Annotated in this window: 17 protein-coding genes; 8 read left to right on the top strand and 9 right to left on the bottom strand. The window is 65.6% G+C overall.

Annotated elements, in window-relative coordinates:
• Positions 1–17: 17 nt before the first annotated feature.
• The gene (locus tag ACIA5H_RS30370) at positions 18–1,139 is read right to left on the bottom strand and encodes an ATP-binding protein (protein WP_397079036.1); all 1,122 of its coding nucleotides are present in this window, start codon (positions 1,137–1,139) and stop codon (positions 18–20) included.
• 324 nt (positions 1,140–1,463) lie between these two features.
• Between ACIA5H_RS30370 and ACIA5H_RS30365 the strand changes: the two genes are divergently transcribed.
• A complete protein-coding gene (locus ACIA5H_RS30365; protein WP_397079034.1) occupies positions 1,464–1,988 on the top strand; it encodes a hypothetical protein in 525 nt (174 codons plus the stop codon).
• Between the two features lie 7 nt (positions 1,989–1,995).
• On the opposite strand, the gene ACIA5H_RS30360 is transcribed toward ACIA5H_RS30365, so the two are convergent.
• Together ACIA5H_RS30360 and ACIA5H_RS30355 are read right to left on the bottom strand one after the other, a co-directional pair.
• Entirely contained in the window at positions 1,996–3,318 is a 1,323-nt protein-coding gene (locus tag ACIA5H_RS30360) for a hypothetical protein (RefSeq protein WP_397079032.1), read from the bottom strand.
• 2 nt (positions 3,319–3,320) lie between these two features.
• Positions 3,321–6,209, bottom strand: coding sequence for an ATP-binding protein (locus ACIA5H_RS30355; protein ID WP_397079030.1), 2,889 nt, complete (start codon positions 6,207–6,209; stop codon positions 3,321–3,323).
• 292 nt (positions 6,210–6,501) lie between these two features.
• On the opposite strand from ACIA5H_RS30355, the gene ACIA5H_RS30350 reads away from it, so the two are divergent.
• The 7 genes from ACIA5H_RS30350 (at position 6,502) to ACIA5H_RS30320 (ending at position 16,229) form a co-directional block, all read left to right on the top strand.
• A complete protein-coding gene (locus ACIA5H_RS30350) occupies positions 6,502–7,308 on the top strand; it encodes an SAM-dependent methyltransferase (RefSeq protein ID WP_397079028.1) in 807 nt (268 codons plus the stop codon).
• Positions 7,309–7,331: 23 nt separating this feature from the next.
• Positions 7,332–8,924 carry an FAD-dependent monooxygenase gene (locus tag ACIA5H_RS30345; protein ID WP_397079026.1) on the top strand — a complete coding sequence of 531 codons (1,593 nt, stop codon included), beginning with the start codon at positions 7,332–7,334 and terminating at the stop codon, positions 8,922–8,924.
• Between the two features lie 237 nt (positions 8,925–9,161).
• Positions 9,162–10,349 carry a cytochrome P450 gene (locus ACIA5H_RS30340; RefSeq protein WP_397079024.1) on the top strand — a complete coding sequence of 396 codons (1,188 nt, stop codon included), beginning with the start codon at positions 9,162–9,164 and terminating at the stop codon, positions 10,347–10,349.
• A 236-nt stretch (positions 10,350–10,585) separates the two neighbouring features.
• Positions 10,586–12,001: a helix-turn-helix domain-containing protein gene (locus tag ACIA5H_RS30335; RefSeq protein WP_397079022.1), complete on the top strand. Its 1,416-nt coding sequence runs from the start codon at positions 10,586–10,588 to the stop codon at positions 11,999–12,001.
• 22 nt (positions 12,002–12,023) lie between these two features.
• On the top strand, positions 12,024–13,127 hold the full coding sequence (locus tag ACIA5H_RS30330) for a hypothetical protein (protein WP_397079020.1): 1,104 nt from the start codon (positions 12,024–12,026) through the stop codon (positions 13,125–13,127).
• Between the two features lie 487 nt (positions 13,128–13,614).
• Complete coding sequence (locus ACIA5H_RS30325; protein ID WP_397079018.1) at positions 13,615–14,856, top strand: radical SAM protein; 1,242 nt, start codon at positions 13,615–13,617, stop codon at positions 14,854–14,856.
• Positions 14,853–16,229: a radical SAM protein gene (locus tag ACIA5H_RS30320; RefSeq protein WP_397079016.1), complete on the top strand. Its 1,377-nt coding sequence runs from the start codon at positions 14,853–14,855 to the stop codon at positions 16,227–16,229. The genes ACIA5H_RS30325 and ACIA5H_RS30320 overlap by 4 nt, the downstream gene beginning before the upstream one ends.
• 882 nt (positions 16,230–17,111) lie before the next feature.
• Here ACIA5H_RS30320 and ACIA5H_RS30315 read toward each other — a convergent pair.
• The 6 genes from ACIA5H_RS30315 to ACIA5H_RS30290 form a co-directional block, all read right to left on the bottom strand.
• Entirely contained in the window at positions 17,112–17,984 is an 873-nt protein-coding gene (locus tag ACIA5H_RS30315) for a glycosyltransferase family 2 protein (RefSeq protein WP_397079014.1), read from the bottom strand.
• 199 nt (positions 17,985–18,183) lie between these two features.
• Positions 18,184–19,053 (bottom strand): SAM-dependent methyltransferase, encoded by an 870-nt coding sequence (locus ACIA5H_RS30310; protein WP_397079012.1) that lies wholly within the window; start codon positions 19,051–19,053, stop codon positions 18,184–18,186.
• A 199-nt stretch (positions 19,054–19,252) separates the two neighbouring features.
• Positions 19,253–19,873, bottom strand: a complete 621-nt coding sequence (locus ACIA5H_RS30305) for a TetR/AcrR family transcriptional regulator (protein ID WP_397079010.1) — start codon at positions 19,871–19,873, stop codon at positions 19,253–19,255.
• Positions 19,870–20,070 carry a cold-shock protein gene (locus ACIA5H_RS30300; protein ID WP_397079008.1) on the bottom strand — a complete coding sequence of 67 codons (201 nt, stop codon included), beginning with the start codon at positions 20,068–20,070 and terminating at the stop codon, positions 19,870–19,872. The genes ACIA5H_RS30305 and ACIA5H_RS30300 overlap by 4 nt, the downstream gene beginning before the upstream one ends.
• Positions 20,071–20,151: 81 nt before the next feature.
• Positions 20,152–20,319 (bottom strand): hypothetical protein, encoded by a 168-nt coding sequence (locus ACIA5H_RS30295; RefSeq protein WP_397079006.1) that lies wholly within the window; start codon positions 20,317–20,319, stop codon positions 20,152–20,154.
• Positions 20,316–21,326, bottom strand: coding sequence for a nucleoside hydrolase (locus tag ACIA5H_RS30290; RefSeq protein WP_397079004.1), 1,011 nt, complete (start codon positions 21,324–21,326; stop codon positions 20,316–20,318). The genes ACIA5H_RS30295 and ACIA5H_RS30290 overlap by 4 nt, the downstream gene beginning before the upstream one ends.
• Positions 21,327–21,371 lie beyond the last annotated feature (45 nt).

Here is a 21,371-nt window from a genome sequence, read left to right as displayed (position 1 = left end):
GGGTCCTGGTTGATGTTCTACCCGATGGCCTCCTTCGGTGGCTGGCCTGTGGTGGCGGGCCGTTTGTTGGGTCGGTAGGACGGTCCGTTCATGAATACTTGGTGGCTGGTGTTGATCAGCCGGTCCAGTAGCGATTCGGCGACGACGGGGTTGGGGAACAGTGGATACCAATCGACCGGCGATCTGTTCGAGGTCAGCACCATCGAGCCTCCCGCGGCGGCGCGTTCGGAGATCAGTTCGTAGAGGTCGTCGGCTTGGGTCGCGGTCAGCTCGCGCATGCCGAAGTCGTCGAGGATGAGCACTGCGGGCCGGATGAACTCGCGCAGCCGTCTGTCCCAGGTGCGGTCGGCGTGACCACCGGCCAGGGTGGCCAGCAGCCGGCTGGTTTTCATGAACCGGACCTCGGCGCCCTGGCGGATGGCCAGATGCCCGAGTCCCTGTGCCACATGCGTTTTCCCGACGCCGACCGGCCCGAGGTCCGGTCGCGCCACCCCGGTGCGCAGGTTGTCCGGCACCAATCGGGCCGGAACACCGCCGAAGAACGCGAACGCCTCCACGTGACATTCGGTCCAGGCCCGCTGGTCCATCGTCACCACCGGACGCACGAACATCATCCGCGACATCGCCAGCACCATCACGAATGCCCAGATCCGGCGCTTGCGGCCGCCGATCGGGTCGACCCACGAACCCAGATACCCGTAATCGATCTGGGCTTCGGCACCCGGAGGCGGGTCATCGCGCAGCACCGTCACCCGCTCACGCTGATCCTCTTCCGGCAGGTTCGCTGCGATATACCGCTTCAGCGACGCCGAGGAGGCAACCAAGCCTTCCTCATCGCGCAACCGCTGCCAGATCGTCTGCTTGCTCACCCCGGCCTTGAGCATCGCCACGATGAACTCGCGATACTTCTCGATCTCCGGCCACGTCACCTGCCGCAACCTCGTGTCAGCCAAGTGCGGGAACCACTCCCGCACCAGCTGCGCCCACTCATCCGACGACAGCCCCGGCCCACCCGGAGACAAACCTGCAGCGACCGCCGGATCCACATACTTCTTCACCGTCTTACGGTCCAACCCCAGGCTGGATGCGATCTGGCTCTGCGACCTACCCGCATGCCAGTGGATCAAGATCTCGGTCACATCGACCACGCTGAACGTTCTCCTCGCCAAACCAAGCTCCCACCGCTCGAACCGATGGGAGCAGCCAACTTGTTGCGAGGACCGCACCAGCCGCTAGGCACTCACCAAGACTGGGGAATTACGTGAGCGGCAACCTGAGGAATTACGTGAGCGGAAACCAGCTCACCGGGGGATTTCCGTGAGCGCCGACACAAACGCCTCATCCTCGACAACCACTACTACCCAGCACTGGCCCGGCCCGACGTCGAACTCATCACCGCCCCGATCACCCGGTTCACCTCCAGCGGGCTCGACACAGCCGACAGCGGCCACCACCGCGCCGACGTGGTCATCTACGCCACCGGCTTCCGCGCACCGGAGTTCCTCGTACCGGTCACCGTCCGCGGCCGCAACGGTCGACTGCTGCACGAGCACTGGGCTGAGGGCGCCTCGGCCTACCTCGGATTAGCAGTGCGAGGGTTTCCCAACGCCTTCCTCATCGCCGGACCGAACACCTTCAACCCCGCAGGCAGCAACCCAGCAATGAAGGAACACCAGATCACCTACATCATCCGCTGTTTGCGCTGGCGCGAACACATCGGCGCCGCAGCAATCGAAGTCGACGCAACCGCCATGCAGTCCTACCAGCAATGGCTCGAGCACGCCATCGACGACACCGTGTGGCCGCAGACCGGGCCGAGTTGGTACAAGCACCCCAACGGGCGGGTCACCAACCCGTGGCCGGGCTCGGCACGACAGTTCAAACAGTTCCTGCGCCGAGTGCCGGAAGAAGCCTTCGCCCCTGTCCGACCCGGCGCTCATCTTGAGGACAGAACACACCTTCCGGTGTCCGCTCCAGCAGCGTCCTGAAAGTTCTTTAGTCTGGGGCGGGGACTCCGAGCACCTCAGCGAGGGAAGCATCGGCGAGGTACCGCTGACGGATGGTCGGTGGGCTCAACGCCAGCGCACCCGAGATCCAGGCCCGGTCTCCGCGGACCGGTTCGCGCTCATCGAGGGGTGTGGCCAGCGGTCGCGTCGCGGTCCCCGCCGGGTCGCTGTCGTAGGGATAGGCACCCCAGGCTGCGGCTTCGCTGCGTGAGGGGTGGCACCAGAACGCGGCCATGAGTTCGTGGATCAGAGGGCGCAGATCCTCCTGCGGCAGGCTCGTCAGCTGCTGGGCGAAGGCGTAGAGGGTCGACCGATAGGTGCGCAGTCCCCACGCTGCGGCCGCGGGATTGCCTGGGGTTCGCAGGACTGGTTCGACCATTCCTTCGGCGGTTCTGCTGTAGCCGGTGACGATTCCGTGGTCGCCCATGCAGAACGTTTCGATGAGGAAGGGTGCGTCGGGTACCCGCCATTGCAGGCCGTTGCCGGTGGCGGTGTTGTACATGTACGCGGCAACCCGGTCGAGGTTGTCTGGGGCGGCTTTGCGTGGTTCGTAGCCCCACAGCAGGGCGCGCGGCCGCTGTTGTGTGTGGGTGCGGCAGGCGCGGAGCAGCGAGTCGATCATGCGGCCGGTCCATCCGGCGTCCACCAGGCCGGTGCGGGCGTCGAGGAGTGCGTGCTCGCTGGCGTAGTCGACCAGGAGGCGGCGGGTTTCGGTGATGCGGTCGGCGACGACTTCGATGATCTGTGGTGTGCGGAGGAATTGCCGCATGGCGCCGGCTTGTTGGGGTTGATCGGCGCGGCAGTCGGGATCCAGGGATACCCCTGCGGCGGCGAGCAGCGGTGTGTAATCGTCGAGCGGAAGGCCCAGGCGTGCGCACAGGTCGTGGGCGTTGGATTTCATGAAGCTGTTGAACAGCCACGCTTCCTCGTCGAGGCAGGTGGGGTCGCTGGCGGCCAGGCTCCATGTCAGGCGGCTGCTATAGACGTACTCGATGTCGAGTTCCACGCCGGAGATCGAGGCGAGGCGCCGGGTGAGTTCGTAGAAGATCTGCCCGTCGCGGGACAGGAAACGCAGCCGCGCCAAACCGCGTCGAGCGGCTTCGCGCAGCATCCACGCCACAGCGCCGACCAGCGCGGGTGCGGCGACACCGGCGGCGACATCCCGGATGACCTGCTCATGGTCACTGGACACCGGGACGAGCGCACGCGCTGCCTGACTGGCGTCGCAGAACATGGCCGCCGCGTCCCCGGCGCGCCGGGAGTGTTGGCGCATGATCTGCTCGTAGCGGGTCGGCTCGGCGGGTCCGGGCATCTTCACCATTCTTTCAACACCATCTCGATGCTGTCGGGTGTGGTGATTGCGTGGCGGTGGCAGATCGCCAGTGCTTCCTTCATCTCCGGTTCCGGGTCGACTCCTCGGCGTTGCGCGAGCCGGGCGAGGCTGGCGTGGACGCGGGCGATCCACAGCTGGTCGCCGAGGTTGGTGAACAGGGTGTGTGCGTCGACGAGGGCGGTGGTGGCGGTGTCGTAGTCGCCGCCGTCGCGGCAGAGGATGCCGAGTTGTCGTTGTGCGCGTGCTTGGGCGGGACGGTCGCCGGTGGTGCGGTAGATGATGTCGAAGGCGGTGTCGAGGGCGTGGTGGGCCTGGTCGATGTCGCCGTTGACGCGGTGTAGGTCGGTCAGGCTCAGCTGGCAGCGGGCGATCCAGCGGTGATCAGCGATCGATTCGAAGATTCCCCGGGCGCGGGTGATGTCGTCGGCCGCGGGGGCGTGGTGGCCGGCGAGGCGATGGGCGTCGCCTCGGTTGCGGAGGGTGACCGCGGCGCCGCGGCGGTCGGCGAGCTGATCGAACAGTGACAGCGATTGCTCGAACAACCCGAGTGCGTGGTCGAGGTTGCCGGTGTTGCGGTGGACGACGGCGATGTGGCGCAGGGTGCGTGCCTGCCAGCGCTGGTCATCGAATTCCTCGAGAACTGAGAGTGCTTGTTCGAACATGCGCAGGGCGTGGGAGTTGTTCCACTGGTCGCGGTGCACCAAGCCGTAGCGGACGAGGGTGCGCGCGTGGTCGAGTTCGTCGGCGAGTTTGCGGTAGATGGTGAGGCTTTCGGTGAAGTATCGGCCGGCTTCGGCGAAGCGGGACAGGCCACGGCTGGCGTCGCCGAGGCCGTTGAGGACACCGGCGACGGAGCGGTCGTCGGACTCGCATTGCGCGGTCAGCAGTGAGGCGGAGAACGCGTCGAGGGCATCGTCGAGCCGGCCCTGGTAGCGGCGGGTGTCACCGATGAGTTTCGTGGTGGCCGCCCATCGGCGCTGGTCGGCGCGGCGGCGGAAGAGTGCGGCCGCGCGGGTCAGCATCGTGGCGGCTTCCTCGAAGCGGCCCAGTTCCCGGTAGAGCGCACCGAGACTGCGCAGGATGACCGCTTCGCCGTGGCCGTCGGTGGCGACCCGGCGGGCGGCGTCCAGGGCCAGCTCATGGGTGTGGGCCCATGCTTGCCAGTCCGCGCGCCAATCGAACATCGCTGAGAGTGCGGCGGCCAGCTGCCAGGTCTGCTCCCACAGCCGGGAGTGGTGGGCAAGGCCCACAACGGCAACCAGATTGGGTTGCTCGACGGTGAACCATCGCCGGGGGTCGGCGCAGGCGATCTCGGCCGCGGCGGCTCGGTCGGCGCCGTCGGGGCTGTTGATGTCGGAGTCGGTTCCTGGGTGCAGGATCGACGCGGCAGCCTGTACGGCGTCGGTGTAGGTGCCGACGAGTCGTCGGGCTGCGTTACGGCGGGAATCGTCGGTGTCGTGGCGGGTGGAGCATTCGCGGGCGAAGACGCGGACGAGGTCGTGCAGGCGATAGCGCACAGCGCCGGTGGTGTCGATTCCGGCGATCTCGACCAGCTGGGCGTCGGCGAGATTCTCCAGCAGCTGCTCGGCCGTCTCCAGGTCGGTGTCGAGCAGAGCGGCGAGATTCCAGGCAGGAAAGTTCCCGGCGGTCAACGCCAGCATCCTGAAGGCGGCCTGCTCCTGGTCGCTGCGGCTGTGGTAGCTCAACGCGAACGACGCGCGCACTTGAAGATCCCCGACCGCCAGGAGATCCAGGCGACGGCTCTCATCCGCCAGACGGTCGGCGAACCACGCCACTGTCCAGTTCGGGCGTGACATCAGCCGAGCGCCCGCGATCCGCAGCGCCAGCGGCAGCCCGCCGCACAGCCGCGCAACCTCGCGCACCGCACCGGGCTCGGCGTCGGCGCGGTCAGCTCCGATGAGCAGCGACAGCAATTCGATGGCCTCGGTTTCGGGGAGCACATCGAGGGGCACGTGCATTCCTCCGAGCGTGGCGATGGGTGCGCGGCTGGTGACCAGAACAGCGGATCCGGCAGTGCCGGGAAGCAAAGGGCGGACCTGCGTTTCGTCGGCGGCATTATCCAGCACGACCAGCACTCGCCGCCCGGCAAGAGACGCACGGTACTTGCGGGCGCGTTCGTCGAGACCTTCGGGAATGTCACTGCCCTCGATACCGAACTCGCGCAGGAACCCGGCCAGAACATCGCCCGCCGCAGCGGGGCTGGTGTCGGTGCCGGCGAGGTCGACATACAGCTGCCCGTCGGGATAGGCGTCATGGAGCTGGTGGGCGAGGTGGATGGCCAACGCCGTCTTACCGACTCCGGCCGCGCCGGAGACCGCGGCGATCGTGACCGCCGCGGTGGACGGACTCTCGAGCAGACTCACCAATCGCGCGACCTCCTCGCGGTGGCCGGTGAACGCGTCGGTGGCCGGTGGCAGGTGCATCAGCGTGCGAGCAGCCAGCAGCGCTCCACGAGAAGATCGTGGTGGTGTGGCCGGGCCGTAGTCGGCGGCCCATCCCAGGGTGACAGGGTTGGTGCAGAACAGCCGTGACAGCAGGTCCTGGTAGTCCCAGCTCGGCCGTAACCCGGCCTCCCATTCCATCCACGAGCGCACGACCAGCCCGCGGGGTTTGAGGTTTTCGCGCCTGCACATCTGGTGGAATTCTTCGACGGCCTGCGCGACGGTCCATCCCCAGGCCAGCCGATTCGACTTGAACGCGGAATGCCCGCAATGATCGGCGATTTCGCCGGCGATCGCCTGCAACAATCCGATGGACGGCTGCTGCCCTTGCGCCTGCTGTGCGACGGTTCTGTCGCGAATGCGCCTGGCGCACGTCGGCTCGCATGATCGAGCCCTGTTGGTGTTCATCCCTCATCCGCCCCTGCCACGTACCCGGTGAACAGATCCACGGTAGTCCGACTTCGCTCCGATCCACCGGTGAACCCGCCACGCGGTGATCACCTCGCAGACCGGTGGTCAAGATGAGAGGTCACCTCATCACCGCAGTCGCTCACTGCTCAACAGTCGCTTGAGCAGCGGTGATGCGTGCAACTGGCCGCGCTGTTTGGGCGGACTGCTCTCATCTATCGCCGATCGCGGCTGCCCGAGACGCTGATCGTCACCGCCGTCTGGCGGTGTTGGACCAGCACGAGGGAGGACCATGGTGGCAGAACTCGGTGTCGGTGTGCCCGCCATCCGGACAGATATCCCGCAGTCGGCGCGGATCTGGAACTACTGGATGGGCGGCAAGGACTACTACGAGATCGACCGCATCGCAGGCGATGCCGGTATCGAAGTAGACCCCGACATCACCACGATGGCCGTGCAGTCCCGGCAATTCCTCATCCGCGTCGTGCGCTACCTCGCCCACGAGGCTGGAGCGCGGCAATTCCTCGACGTCGGAACGGGATTGCCGACGATGCAGAACACCCACGAGATAGCCCAAGCCATCACGCCAGAGGCCCGGATCGTCTACGTCGACAACGACCCGCTGGTCCTCACCCACGCGCGGGCGCTGCTCACCTCCACCACCGCCGAGGGCGTGGTCACCTACATCGACGCCGACTACCACGACCCCGAGCGGATCATCGCCGACGCTAAGAACGTCCTGAACTTCAACGAACCCATCGCCGTGATGTTCATGGGCGTGCTCGGCCACGCCAAAACCTACGACGAGCTGCTGCGCATCGTGCGCACCGTCATGGACGCCGTCGCGTCGGGCAGCTATCTGGCGCTGTGGGACGGCACCGACGACAGCCGCGCCTACGTCACCCTGTGCCTCAACTACACCGGCACCGGCGGCACACCCTACCTCCCGCGCCCGCAGGCGCAGCTGAAAGCCGTCTTCGACGGGCTGCAGCTGGTCGAGCCCGGCTTCGTGTCCATCACCCAATGGCGCTGCGGAGAGACCGAGGTCGGTGAAACCCGTCCGATCTCCGCCTACGGCGCGGTCGCCCGCAAACCGTAGCCCTCGATCAGGAAGGCCAATCCATGTCTCATGATTCCGAAGACAGCAACCGCATCCTCATCGTCGGCGCGGGACCGGTCGGGTCGCTGGCCGCGATCATCCTGCGGCGGTGGGGCGTGGCGTGCCGCGTGATCGATAGAGCGGGCGGTCGGGCGACAACCTCGAACGCGTGCGTCGTGCATGCGCGTTCGCTGGAACTGCTCGCCCACTGGGGGATCGCTGACCCCTTGGTTGCGCGGGGACGCCGTGCTCGACGGATGAACTATCACTTCCTGGGCACGAGCGAGGTCGCGCGACTGGACTTCACGCAGCTCGACAGCAGCTATCCGTTCATGCTGAACATCAGCCAGGCCGAGACCGAGCGGATCCTGCACGAGGAACACGCCTCGCTCGGAGGCGCCATCGAATGGAACACCGAATTGGTGTCCCTCAGCACCGACAGCGCCGGTCACATCACCGCGCGGGTGGTGAACAAAGCCAACGGTCGCGAGGAGATCCTGCATCCCCAGCGGCTGATCGGGTGCGATGGAGTGCACAGCACCGTCCGCCGGCAGATGGGCATGACCGTCGTCAGCGGCAAGTACTACGCCGACCAGATGAGAATGACCGACGCGCCGATATCCGGGCTCCCGCTGTCCGGCGAAGACCTCGATTACCTGGTCGAAGCCGACCGAATGACGCTGCTCATACCCCTGCCCGCCGACATCCACCGGCTGCTGGTCAGCGATATGAGCGCCGATCCCGAAACCGAAATCACGCAGGAAGCATTCCAGGCGGTGCTCGACCGCTGCTTCCACGGCACGGTCACCCTCGGCCAGCCCGAATGGGCGTCGAACTTCACCATCCGCATCGGCATCAGCGACTACCGGCGCGAAAACGTATTCCTGGCCGGGGACGCCGCCCACCACCACTCACCCGCCGGGGCCCAAGGCATGAATCTGGGCCTGCAGGATGCCTACAACCTCGCCTGGAAACTCGCCCTGGTCACCAAGGGAGAAGCCCGCGAGGAGCTACTCGACACCTACCAGCCGCAGCGGCGCCCTGCAGCCCAACAGGTCATCAAAAGGACCGAAACGCTGCACGACCTGCTCATGGCGCACGGCACGCCGCTCGCCGAGCGTCTGGCGATCATCCGGGAACCAGGATTCGTCGAACAAGCGGTGAACGGAATCTCCGGGATCGCGACCACTTACCGGCACACAGTCCCTACAGCGCCAGGAATCACGTCACTCGGTGGCCTCATCGCCGGGGACCGCGCCCCCGACGTTGCCCTGACCTCCCGACAGCGCTTGCACGAACTGCTGCACCATCCCGGACATACGCTGCTCGTATTCCAGCGCACCGCCGAGACGACTCCAGCATTGACGGCCTTGCGAGACCGGGTCGCGCAGCGGTTCGGTGAGCGGGTCCGCGTTTCGGTGATCACCTCTCCCGAGCAGCGTCGCGGCGCACCGGACGGTGCCGTCATCGCCGACACCGCTGCGGCCCACAAGCTGTACGGCGCCGACGAAGTCGACGGTTTGTGCATGTTGCAGCCCGACGGCCACATCTTCGGACTGTGCGAATTGCCCGAACAGGAAGCACTTCTCACCGCCATCGGCACCGTCTTGGCCTAGTCACACCGAACGCCATTCACCGCCCACCACCGTCTCGAGGCCAGACCACACCGACAACGTTGGGTGTTGCGTCCAGAACGCTCCGCGGCTCGAGATGCGCGCCCCAGTCCTGCCGACGACCGCTGCCTGCCCCCTGGAGTCCCGTCAATGTCCACCCCATCCTCGTCCCAGCACCCAATGCCTGATCGCGGCCCCGTCGGGCACGGTTCTCCCTACGACACCGGAGACGTTTCCCGTGTGTCTCTGCACAGTCCGGAGTTCGCGGCTGACCCGCACGGCACCTACCGGTCGTTGCGTCAGCAATTCGGGTCGGTAGCACCGGTCGAGTTGGCCCCGGGTGTCCCGGCGATGTTGATACTCCGCTACCGCACGGCGGTGAACATCCTGAACGACCCGGCCCGTTTCCCCGCCGACCCGCGCAAGTGGGAGCAAAGCATTCCGCGGGACTCACCCATTCATGCGATGCTCGGCTGGCAGCCCGCCGCCCGCTTCCACGACGGTCCGACGCACGAACGCTACCGGCAAGCGTCGTCGGACCCCATCACGAAAATCGAGCTGCATGGGCTGCAGACCCTCGTCGAAGCACTCGCTGTCCCGCGCATCAACACCTTCTGCAGGCGAGGCAGCGCCGACCTGGCCGCCGACTACGCGTTCCCCCTCGTGTTCGATGTCCTCAACCACCTGATCGGCTGCTCGCCGGAGATAGGGAGCGACGTCGCTGCGGGTATGGCCGCACGCTTCGACTCCGGCCGCGATGCGGCCGCGGGGATGGCCAGAGCCACCGCAGCACTGACTCAGTTGATTCGCCACAAGCGCGTCGACCCCGGCGATGACATCACCTCACGGCTGGCGCACCATCAAGCCGACCTCACCGAGCGCGAAATGCTCGCTCAGCTGCTGAGTATCTACGGCGCGGGGATCGAACCGATACGCAACCTCATCATCAACACCCTGCTGTTGATGCTCACCGACGACCGATTCGGCGGCGGCCTGCTCAGCGGTGCCTTGATGACCCGAGACGCCCTAGACGAAGTGCTGTTCACCGACCCGCCGATGGCGAACTTCTGCGCCACCTACCCCCGCCAGCCGACCATGGTCGACCGAACCTGGATACCTGCTGACCACCCCGTCCTCATCAGCATCAGCGCCTGCCATCGCGACCCCGAGATCGCTGGCGGTGACCTCACCGGCAACCGCTCCCATCTGGCATTCGGCGCCGGACCACACCTCTGTCCAGCCAAGGACGTGGCCTACGTCGTCGCCGAGCACGCCATCAACCAACTCCTCGACGTTCTCGCCGACGTGCGACTGGCCGTGTCCGTAGAACAGTTGACGTGGCGACCGGGTCCATTCCACCGCGCAGTGCAGCAACTGCCGGTGATCTTCCCCAGCACAACGCCATTGGACGTCGGCAGGTCAATCTGAACTGGGCAGCTCGCACACAGAGTGTAGTGAGAGGCCGACGGGTCCCTGACCTGGCAAAGTACGGTTGAGACAACTAGCCATTTTCGCCTATTAGGAAGGACTACGGCGGCACCGGCCTGTACCGTCAGGACAACCATCTCGCCTGCCGCCAGAACATCTCCTCAGATGATTCTGTCGCTGCTGCAGCAGTCATTCCAGGAGGAGTCGAAGTGGAGGGGGCACACGGACCCGCATGGTTGAGGCGTGAAACCGATTCTGGCCACATCCGCAACGTTGGTGAGGTCATTCGTGAGTATCGCCTGGCCATCGGGTTGAACCAGGCCGCTGTCGCGAGCGCACTGGGGATCACGCAACAATTCCTCAGTCAGCTCGAGACAGGTACCCGCAACCCAGACGTCGAGCACCGTCGGAGCATCGCAGCGGTCCTGGGAATTCCGCTCGAGGAACTCGGCATGGCCGGTCGGCAACGACGGCGAGCCGCAGAGGCCGTGACGCCGGCAGCCGTGGTGGCCAGCCGAGGACGCTGGCGGGTACAACGGCATTGGCTCAACCGGCAGCGCGCCGAACTCGGCCGGCTGGCGGCGCACTGGTATCCGAGTGATAACCGGCTGCCCGGGACCTCGCTTCTGACCGGGGAGGGTTGGCTGCCTTCTCGGCCAGTCGAACTGCAGTCGGTCCGGTTGCGCTTACACGAGGGGCCTCAGTCCGTCCAGGTGGCTGGTACCGAAGAGCAAACGTTGGCAGTTCGGCCGTTGCGTACGGCAGAGACCGCCTTCGATAGTTACTCGGCGGCGGTGAAACACCTCGACCCGCCGCGGCTGTTCGAGTCCCGCCCGAGTTACCGCTTGCTGGCTGGGTCGGTCTCGTCAGGAGTGCTGGACTTCGGACTGGCCTCCTACTTCGACAAGCTCGACGTCTCCGAGGCGCTGGCGCATGAGCTGTCCGCGGCATGCATGGAGCACTGGCCAGATCACGTCTCGAAGTTGCGGAGGCGGCTGCCATTTCGTGAGTTGGTGGGTGATCCCTTCGATCCGGCGCGGCGTGCTGTGATACCGGCGATCACTACTCTCACGATCCGGCTGCGCCGGTATCCGGCTGAGCCATCGTTCTTGTTGCATTGGCGTGACCCTGCCCGGGTGGCGACAGCTGCGGGCGTGTACGACGTCATCCCCGCCGGCGAGTTCCAGCCGTCGAGTGTTGCGTTATGGGATCGGCGTAACGACTTCTCACTGTGGCGCAACATGGTCCGCGAATACGCCGAGGAGCTGTTGGGATCGCCCGAGCACGACGGCAGCCGCAGCGCGGCGATCGACTACGAACGGTGGCCGCTGTATCAGCGGCTCGGTGCCGCCCAGACGGAAGGCAAGCTCCGTGCCCATATCCTCGGCCTCGGGGTCGATGCGCTGACCCTGGCGGCAACAATCCTGACGGTAGTCGTCATCGACGATGATGTCTTCGACGACGTGTTCGGCACGACCGTCCAGTTCAACGACGAAGGAGAAGTGGTCGCCGTCGAAGGCGGCCGAGCCGCCGACGGTGTGCCGTTCACCGCAGCGGCGATCGAGCGATTGTTGGACAATGAGCCGGTTGCCGCGCCGGGCGCTGCGTGTCTGACGTTGGCATGGCAGCACCGCGACAGCGTGATCAGCTAGGGCCGACCATGCGGAGGAAGTGATGGGTGCCAGTCCCCGCACGCTGACCCCCAGCGAACGCGCATGGCTCGACGTGCGCGCTTACCTGCGGTCACATCGAACCACCCTGGACGCCGCCGCAGCGGCGAGCTACCCCGACATAAGCCGGGTCGCCGGCACTCCATTGCTGACCCGCCTCGAATGGATCCCGCCCGCGCCGCTTCCGCTGGACGACATCACCCTCGAATGGTCAGCAGATGACAGCGCGGCTGCCGCACCGGCGAGGAGCTCAGTGCTGCCCGTGCGCACAAGCGACCAGCCGTATGAGACATACGCCGAGGTGGTGGGGGAGATCGCCGCCCCCGCAGTGTTCGAAAACCGGCCGACCTATCGTTTACTTCACGCTGAGCTGGCCAGCGACACCCCGGTACTTGGATTCGGCACGGGCCGCTATTTCGACAGCGTCAACGTCGGAGAAGCCGCTGCCCACGAATTCACCGCCGCCCACCTCGGGCACACGGTCGCCGACGGTATCCGTGCAGCCATCATCGACCCCTGCGATCCGAGACAGCGGCCCACCAACCTCGCGATCAGCACCTTGACCATACGGCGGGACGCCGCCGCCGACGCGCGATCGTTTCTGCTGCACTGGCGCGATCCCCGCAAGGTCGGGCACGCCGGAGGCATGTATCAAGTCGTGCCGGTGGGAATCTTCCAGCCTTCCGGGTACGCAGGATGGAACGTTGACAACGACTTCTCCCTGTGGCGCAACATGGTGCGGGAGTTCGCCGAAGAACTGTGCGGAGTAAGCGAAGACCACGGCAGTGACCTGGCGCCGATCGACTACGAGGCATGGGAATTCGCGGCTCGGCTCGAGCAAGCGCGCCGCGACGGCGCACTCACCGTCTATTGCCTCGGACTGGGAGTAGACCCGCTCAGCTTCGCCACGGACCTACTGACGGCCGTCGTCATCGACGCAGCGACCTTCGATGAGCTGTTCACAACGGCGACAGTGAACAACGCCGAAGGCCGCATCCTCGAACTACAGCCGTTCACCCACGAGCAGGTGCATCGCATCATCGACGAGCACCCGATGCAGGCCGCAGGGATCGCAGCCCTGCGATTGGCCATCACGCAGCTGGGCTGATCCATCACAACAAGGCGTTGTACAACACTGCGTTGTTGGCATCACCGACCCCGCGCGGGCGACGCTATCGGGTATGAACAGCTACGACCACGGCTGATGCCGCAGCATCCCCAACCGTAACAGCATTCGTCGATCCCCATGGCGGAGCAATGTTGGGCAGTAAGGGCGGGGAACCAACGTGCATATTCGACATCCCCACGCCTTGCGTGCGTGCGTCACGCGATTTCTCAACGCTGGCCGTCCCTTTGGGCTCCGCCTGAGCGCCGCCGCAGAAGCGAAGCGATCACAGCTGTGTCCGCATAAAGCCAGCCTCTTCGCTAAGGGGCCACGCTTCCGGTGAATCTATGCCATTAATCCGCGCATTTCGTGAAACTACAGCGCCCAATCAAAATGGGAATCAACTGCTTTGGAAAAATGGAAATCAGCTTCGGTCATTTCCGTCGCTACGGGTCCGATCGAGCCTGTCGGTCGCCCCCTACGTCTGGTCGTGGACGCGGTCAACGAGTGCAACCTTCGATGCAACTACTGCCACCCTGGGAAAGTGTGGCTCGAGCAGCAACTCCCGGCTGCGGTGGTCATCGACGCGCTTGCTGCCGCCGAGGATGCGGGGATCCTCGAGATCGTCTTGACGGGTGGCGAAGTAACGCTGCATAAGAACCTGCCTGAGCTTCTCGAGGCCACGCACGGGCTTGAGCGGTGCGCATCCACGCTGATCACGAACGCCACGAAGCTGACCGACCAGATACAGAGAAACCTCGCAGCCTCAAACCTTACGCGCATATGCACCAGCGTCGACGGGATCACCAACGAACTGCACGGGTCCGCGCGAGGGAAAAACCTGCCGACCGTACTTGAAGGTCTGCAGCGCCTGCACGACACCGGCAAACCGATCACGGTGATCACGGTCGTCCACCAAGGCAACTGGCGGCGAGTGATCGAGTTGAGCGACTACCTAGCCGAATCGGGACTGGCGACCCAGCATCACCTGTGCGCTCCAAGCTTCTCCGGCCAAGCCCGGCAACACTATCCGCGGCTCGCCCTGCGAGAGAACGACTTCCATGAAGTACAAGCCCTCGTCGATCGCCACCACCATCGCCTGCTCCACCAGGGGCTGTACCTGACGTTCAACTCCATGTGGCCGGCCACCGGTATCCGGCCCCTAACGGTCAACCCGGGCCGAACCATCACCCTGCAGCAGCTCTCCGAACAGGTCAAAGACACCCTCTGCAACATCCGCCCGAACGGAGAGTTCCGGCTGCAGGCCGCAACATGGGGCCGCGAGATGGTTGGAAACGCCGTAATCGGCTCGATCCACGATCGACCGGTCTCAGACCTCTTGGCCGCTGCGCAGTCGCTGCTGACCGACGGCGATGCCTGGCAACTGCCACGCACCGTCGAGGCGCAGCACAAGTTCCAACTCGGCGTCGCCGCCGACGAAGAGATCACCGACCAGCTCATCGGACGCACCGACAATGCGCCGCCGAACATCGAGATGACCCCGATCACGAGCGTCGACCAGCACTGGCTCATGAGTAACCCGCTGAACGCCTCGACAGTTGCAGCGCAGCTGCGCACCGACCCATCCAACAAGCGCATCGTGCAACACCCCACCGGCACCGTGCTCGTCTTCGACCGACAACGATCGCTGATCACGCTGCTCAGGCCCTCCGAATGGCAGGCGGTCCGCGACGAACTCCCGCTGGCCATCACCGAAACGAGTCCAGCATGACCCCCCATCTGCGAACCGCGCTCCAGGTGCTGCACGCCGATGAGCGCCTCGCCCAACTCACCGACAACGCGATCAACTCGGCGCCCCGCGACGAAGCCGTTCGGGCAGCGATCCTGCGGCACCTCGCCGAACCCTCAACGCCGGCGGCCGCCGTAGCCGCGGGCGTGGACACCGGGTTGGACACAGTACGTGCGGCATACCGCTTCTGCCGGGAAGCGCCGGCCATCAGGCAGCTCGTCGACTCTATGTACTACCCGCACCGGCTGCGATGGGCCTTCGCTGCGGCAACGGTCCAGCAGTGGCGACAAGCCCCCGAACGTCCCGGCCTCATCCGTGCCAGGCAACCAGTCCTTTCGGACACTGTCGAAATCCACCCGACCCGGGGCACCTGCAACTACGGCTGCGTGATGTGCTTGTGGTCAGATCAACAGAAACTCACCTACGCCACGAAAAAACTCGACACCGACGGCCTGATGACCACCGCTGAGTGGAGTCGTGTGCTACGCGAATTGCGGGACCACAATGTGAGTCGACTTGTCGTCTCTGGCGGTGGCGAAGCACTGCTCAACCCCGATCTGCCGCACCTTCTCGACAACGCAGCCGAGCTAGGATTCGAAATCCACGTTTACTCCACTGGATTCAGCATCCGACCAGGCACGCCGCTATTTCATGCGTTGCTGCGGTGCCAGCGTGTCCGGTTCAGCATCCATTCCCCAGACGCCGCCACATATGACCGCGTCGCCCGCATACGGCCCAAACTGCGCGCCCTTGAGCGCGTCACCGGTAATCTCGCAGCCCTACTTGGCGAGCGCGATAACCGCCTTGCTGTCGGAATCGGATTTGTGGTTCAGCCGATCAACCACCACCAGATCACCGCCATGGCTGAGTTCGCAGACGAACTCGGCGCCGACTGGCTGGACATACGCAAGGATGAGGTCGACGTCACTGACGGACTCACCATCGACCAACTCGCCAACGTCCGCGACCAGCTGCGCACGATCCGAAGCAACCCGCCACCACACACCCGAATCGACATCGCCGACGAACTTGTCGCCCTCGCCAACGGACACCCGCCCGACCGCACTCGCACCGACGAATGCCTCGCCCGCTACTTCCGACCCACCATTGGCGCCTACGGCCACCTCACACCCTGCGATCTCAAAGCCGAACCCCGCTTCGCGCAATCCGGTTATGACCTCGGGTCGGTTAAACGGACACGAATCCTGGATGTCGTATCGACATCAGCGCAACATCCAGTCCCCGACGACTGCGACCAATGCATGCCCTCTTCGCGAACCGGGAACCACGTCTTGCACAAGCTGCTTGCCGACCTCGACGCCGGAATTCGACTGGTAGAGCAGCCATTCGCCTGACAAGCAGGTGCGAGATGCCAGAGCGGTCCACTTCAGTCTGATGGTTTCGGCAACCCCATTACCCCGCAGCACGCCTCCCAGATGCTGGCTGAAGCGCCCGTCCGGGCGCGGCGCCTAGCTGTATGCGGAGTGATGTTCCGGCCAACCTGTGACTGGCCACTAGCGTCGAGAACGGCGTGGCCACCCACCGCAGGATGGTCGTGCTCGCCATACTCGCCGCGGTGCGGTCCTGTCCTGCGAAGCACTGCTGGCCGGTCGACCTCGACCGATTCGTTCACTCGCACCTGCCCCGGCGGCCGCCGGCCGCCGCTGGCGTGATGACGCGGATGCGCATGCGGCGGCGAATTCGCCGACTGGCGACCCGAGACGACGATCGGCAGCGACGCTACTCTCCGCCGGAGTGTGCGACGGCCCCCGTGAGCATGCCGCCGGGGGCCGCGCTGGGGTGTTGGACTCGAAGGCTGCGGCTGCTCAGCGGTCGACGAGTGGTCGGCGGGGGTGGGAGCCCCGAACGATGCGGTGCAGCAGGCATGGGCGTGCTGCACCGCAACTCATTGCCGCCGTCATCCCTTCATCGACGGGACTTTCCAGCCCGGCCGGGACCAGCCAGTGGTGGCTGGCGCGCTGACCGGCAGACTCCATCGCCATGCAACCCGCAGCCTCTCAACCTGACCCCGGTGCTGACGCGCTTCGGGACGGTGACTCTGGCCTGGTCCAGCCCATCCGACAGCGTATGCCGGTGGGCAGCCAGCGTGTTCTCCTACCACTACGGGTGGGTCGCCACCCGTGATAGCCATCCCGAGGCGTTACGCGCCGCGCTCGATGCGGCTGGGTTTGAGCGGGTCTTTCCGGACGATATCTGCGGCAAGCCTCGCGTCCGGCCTAGTGGGTCAGGCGCTGTGTGATTGCGGTCCGCAACACCGACAGCGCGCCCCGGACGACCAGTCCTGCTGCGACGACCGGAGCGAAGAGCAGCCAGGGAGAGCCTTGGTGGTAGTCGCAGTAGAAGCGCAGTGCGCTGCGGTGGTGGCTGCGGATCTTGCGGAATGGAGCGGAGCGCATGCTGCCGCCTTCGCGGTGCCGAATCTCGACGCTAGGGTCGAGTACGACTCGCCACCCGGCACGGTGCATGTCGAGCGCGACTTTGGTTTCTTCGAAGTAGAGGAAATAGCGGGTGTCGAATCCGCCGATCGCGTCGAAGGCTTCGCGGCGAAACAGCATGCAGCAGCCGGAGATCCAGTCGACGTCACTGATCGCTGTTACCGGTTCACCGAAATACCTTCGGGTTGCTGGGTTTTCTGGCCACACTCCCCCCAGCAAGGCGTGCGCGATTCCCACCGCGAGTGACGGGAATCGGCGGCCGGTCGGATAGGGAGTGCCGTCGAGCCGGGCTACCCTCGGTCCGATCATGCCGATCCGGTCGTCGGCCGCGGCGGTGTCGACGAGCGCGGCGATGGACCCCGGTGCCAAGCGGGTGTCGGGGTTGGCGACCAGGATCCAGCCTGCGTTGGTCGCGGCCGCGCCTTGGTTGATGGCGGCGGCCAAGCCGACATTTTTGCTGTTGCGGATGACCGTACCGCCGAATGCTTCGACTAGGTCGGCACTGCTGTCGGTGGAGGTGTTGTCGACACCGACGAAATCGAGGGTGTAGGGCTCCACTGCCGCCGGCAGTGACTCCAGGAACGGCGGCAGGTCCTCCGCGCTCTGGTAGGTGACCAGTACGAGGCCGACGGTCTTGTCGTCGCGAGCAGGCATGCCCGCGAACTTAGCAGGTGCGCCACTGCCTCGCCGACTGCCGTCCGAATGTGGGTCGTGCAATGTTGTTATCCTCTCTGACCTGCGGAAATGTGACAATCCGTGCGGTGTCGATGCTCTTCCCGCCGTCACGTCCTGGATTCGCCCATCGGGAGACCAGGTGCGCGGGCGCGGTAGGCCGGATGCCGGTCTTCCGGCTTTACCGGGTGACCATCCTGATGAGCTGGCGTGGGCGCGGTTTGTGCGCCAGACCGCCGAGGATGAGCCGCTCCTCGAGCAAGCGGGGCCGCTGCGCCGGCCCGGGGGGCCACCAGTCGTCGAGTTCGACCAGCCCCGGTTCGACGATTTCGAGGTCGGCGAAATAGTCGAGGATCTGGCGGCGCGTGCGGTACCAGCCCCAGCCCAGCCCAGCGTCGGTATACCGGCGTTGCAGTTCGCGGGCCAGGTCGTGGGCTTCGGAGCCGTCGTCCGGGTCCCAGAAGTGGGTGATCGCCAGATACGAGCCGGGTGAGAGTGCGTCGATGTACTCGCGGGTGACAGCGGCCGGGCCGAGGGCGTCATCGACGTGGTGGAGGATGCCGCCGAGGATCAGAGCGATCGGCCCGTCGAGATCGAGGTGTTCGGTGATTTCTGGCTGCTGGAGCAGTGCCTTGGGCACGGTGAGGTCCGCGCGGACGTAACGGGTCCTGGGGTCGGTTTCGAGTAGCGCTCGGCCGCAGGCGTAGCAGACGGGGTCGTTGTCGACGTAGACGACGCGAGCGTCGGGATTCTCTGTTTGGACGATGGTATGGGTGGTGAGGGCGGCAGGGAGCCCGGCGCCAAGGTCGAGAAACTGATCGATGCCCATGGTGGTGAGGTAGCGGACGACCCTGTGCACCCAGCGACGATGCATACCAGCGGCGTCGGCGAGGTTGGGTGCGACTTCGCGCAGTTTGTCGAAGACGTAGCGGTCGACGGCGTAGTTGTCCGTACCGCCGAGGCTGTAGTCGTAGACGCGAGCGATGCTCGCGTGGGTGGTGTCGATACCGCTCCGCGTGCGAACACCGGTGATCGGTAGGAGATCGGGCATATGGAACCTCCCCAGGAGGACTGCGGGCGTGTGGTCGGCCAGCTCGTGCGTCTGTTGGAACGTGATTGCGTGTTGCTTTGTGGTGGTGACAGTCCGCATGGCGGTGATCGTTCGGTGGCGCGTCAGTCGGGGTCGGCTGTGCAGCGCCGGAGCCGGATGGGAGCCCATGCATGTGGGTGAACCCGGAGCTGGGATGGTTTCAGGAGATTCCGGCGGTACGCAGAACGAACTCGACCTTGTCTCGGCTTTTGGCCCGTGCCACCTGGAGGTCGCCGGTGTCTTCGGTAGCCATGCCGACGATCGCCGAGAGTAGGAACGGGATCGTGAGATCGAGATCGATGCATGGGTCAGGCTGGTGAGTGCTGCTGGTGAGTAGATCGCGGACTTCGTTGCGCAGCTGGTTGAGCCGCCAGATGACTTGGGCGCGACTGGCTGTGCCGAGGGCAGCGAGTTCGAGTTCCAGACGGATCCACCCCGGGCGGGTGATGAGGATGGACGCCCACAGGGCCAGTGTCGTGACGAGCTGGTCGTCGCTGCGTGGCTGGAAACATCCGATTCTTCGGATAGCGTGGCGGGTCAGCCGGTCTGCGACGTCGTGGCCGATCTGCTGCAGGTGATCGAAGTGGCCGAAGAACTCGCTGCGCGCGAATCCGGCGTGCTCGGCGATCCGGTCGATGGAGGTGGCGGTGTAGCCGTCGGTGAGCAAAAGCTTCGTGGCCGACCGCAGCAAGCGTTGACGGGTGTAGTGCTTGCGCACAGCGCGTGGTGGCGGCGTGATGGTGTCGGTGATGCCGGTGTGGGACGGGCTGGTGGCGGTCACAGCGGTTGAACCTGTTGCGCGGCAGGTCCTTTCCTACCTTTGCCGATCGTGAATTGGACGCGCTGATCGGCGTCGAGGCTGCGGTAACCGCCTACGAGGATCGCCGAGTGGTGGACGAAGACGTCACTGCCACTGTCGCAGGCGATGAATCCATAGCCTTTTGATTTGTCGAACCATCTGACGGTTCCTTGTTCCATCGTCGGATTCCTTGTAGTTGAGGGAGGAAGCGTTGTTCTGAACTGGACCGGGGCAGTCGAGGTGCTCACGGGATTGCGGGCTCAGTTGTGGGTTGCGCCGGGGGTGGTGTCGTGGTCGGTGCCGTAGTGGGTGAGCACGTCGTGGGTGGTGGCAGCGGCGCGCCGATGCGCGAGGGTGGTGATGGCGTCGTAGAGGTAGAGCGCGGCGAGCGAGTAGAGGATGGTGGTGAGGGCGGTGCGGAGGGTCATGATGTGGAGATTCCTTCCGAAGCTGTCGTCGTGGTTTCCAGGCGGGTGGGTCGCTCCGCTGGTGGATCGAGGGGCAGGACTTCGGCCAGCCAGGTGCGGGCGGTGGGGTAGTCGATGCGGGTGGAGACTTCGATGCGGCGTCCGGCGGGGTCGCGGGTGATGCGGCCGTCGGCGGCGATCCGTACGGTTTCGGCACCGAATTCGACGGCCGGAACGCCGAGGGCAGCGGCGAGGGTGACCGGGTCGTTCATCCAGCTGGAGGGCCGGTGGGTGAACCATTCGGTGGCGTTGGCGGCGACGAGTTGAGCCCATGGTGGCGCGTCGGGGCCGGTCAGCCACGCATACAGGTGGGAGTCGGGGCCGACGGTCAGTTCGGGGGCGTTGGTGTGGGTGGACAGCACGCATCGGGGCCGGTGAGCGGCGCGCAGGACCAGCCCGAACGCGGCGGGGTCCATGCGCGGGTTGTGTGACGCTTTGCTGGGGTTGCGGTAGCGGTCGAGCCAGCCGCCCTGCATGGTGAACTCGATTTGCTCGATGTGGTGGGGGCAGGTGATGAAGAACTCGGCGAGGTTGGAGACGGGCCCACACCCGACCCAGATGATGTGGCGGGTGGAGGTCTCGCACACGCTGGAGAGGAAGTCGGTGACATCGGTGGGCACCGGCCGCGCCTCGGGCAGGTGGCCGTGCATGACGAACCGGCCGGCGGAACCGTCGAGTGTGCGGCCGGCGACGACGGGGACGTCCCGGCGGCCGATGCGGTCGAGGAAGGCGCGGGCGCAGCGGGCGCGGTCGTGGTTTGGGGTTTCGTCGTTGGTGACCACGATCAGGTTCGCGACGAGTTCGGCGGCGACCCATAGCGTCAGTGCGTCATCGAGGTCGTGACCGAGGTCGGTGTCCAGCACAACGGTCTGGTGTTCGAACACCGCGGAGCCAGACGGCCGCGCGACCGGCCAAGGCGATGGCGCGGCGGGCGCGCCGAGGGAGCCGTGGTGGGGTGGCGGATGCAAGAGAGAATCCCTTCGGGTGTGGTCGGGTTTGACCCAGCGGCGGTG

The sequence above is a fragment of the Nocardia sp. NPDC051900 genome, from assembly GCF_044452545.1.
In the GTDB taxonomy this organism is placed as follows: domain Bacteria; phylum Actinomycetota; class Actinomycetes; order Mycobacteriales; family Mycobacteriaceae; genus Nocardia; species Nocardia sichangensis.
This window is presented reverse-complemented; position numbering and strand designations above follow the sequence as displayed.